General features: G+C 64.5%; 1 protein-coding gene. It reads right to left on the bottom strand.

The window, feature by feature from the left end; translation table 11 throughout:
• A partial coding sequence (locus A5697_RS11340; RefSeq protein WP_369806103.1) for a glycosyltransferase occupies positions 1 to 761 on the bottom strand: 761 nt, incomplete at both ends.

The following is a 761-nucleotide window of genomic DNA, read 5'->3' as shown; positions in this document are numbered from 1 at the left end:
CCTGCCCAGATCTTCTGATCGCTCATGCTCCAGAGGCTCAATGTGGGCACTCCGGCGCGCAGGCCCGCTGCCGTGGTTCCCGCGCCGCTATGGTGTACCACGGCCCGGCAAGCGGGAAAGACCGCTGCGTAATTGACCGCGCTGACTACCTTGACGTGGTCCGAATGAGCGGCGCCACTGAAATCGGTTTTGCCAGAGCACACCAACGCCCGCTCGCCCAGCTCCGCGCAGGCCTCGCCGATCATGGTGATTGTCTCGGCCGGCGAATCGACCGTTGTGCTGCCGAAGCCGAAGCAGATGGGTGGTGTTCCCGCAGCGACCCACGATGCGACTTCGTCGTCGACATCCGTGGTCAGCTCCATGGTCAGCGTCCCGACAAAGGGGCGCTGGCCGCTCCACTTCGCCCATTCGTCGGCCAGCCCGGGAAAGCACACTTTGTCATAGGCCTGGATTTCCAATGACCCACGTTCTGCGATCCGTCGCGGCGAGGCAACCGTGGCCGTGGGCAAGCCGAGTTCACGGCGCTGGCGGTCCTCGGCCCTCTTGTTCATGCGCCAGCACACCCAGTCGTACACCGCCATTCCGGTGCGAACCATCGGCCCCGGCAGCATCGGAATCAGCTGCCCGTTCGGCCGCATCGGGATGTAATGCAGCGTGGCCATCGGAATGCCGTAGTAATCCGCCACGTTGATCGCCAGGTCCTGGTAGAGCTGGCCCGTGAAGAGCAAATCGGCCCCGGCCCCAACCGAGATCAGGGACGA

Origin of the sequence: Mycobacterium sp. E3251 (assembly GCF_001666835.1) — a bacterium.
Taxonomy (GTDB): domain Bacteria; phylum Actinomycetota; class Actinomycetes; order Mycobacteriales; family Mycobacteriaceae; genus Mycobacterium.
The sequence above is the reverse complement of the archived record's forward strand: the minus strand, read 5'-3'. Positions and strand labels throughout refer to the sequence as shown.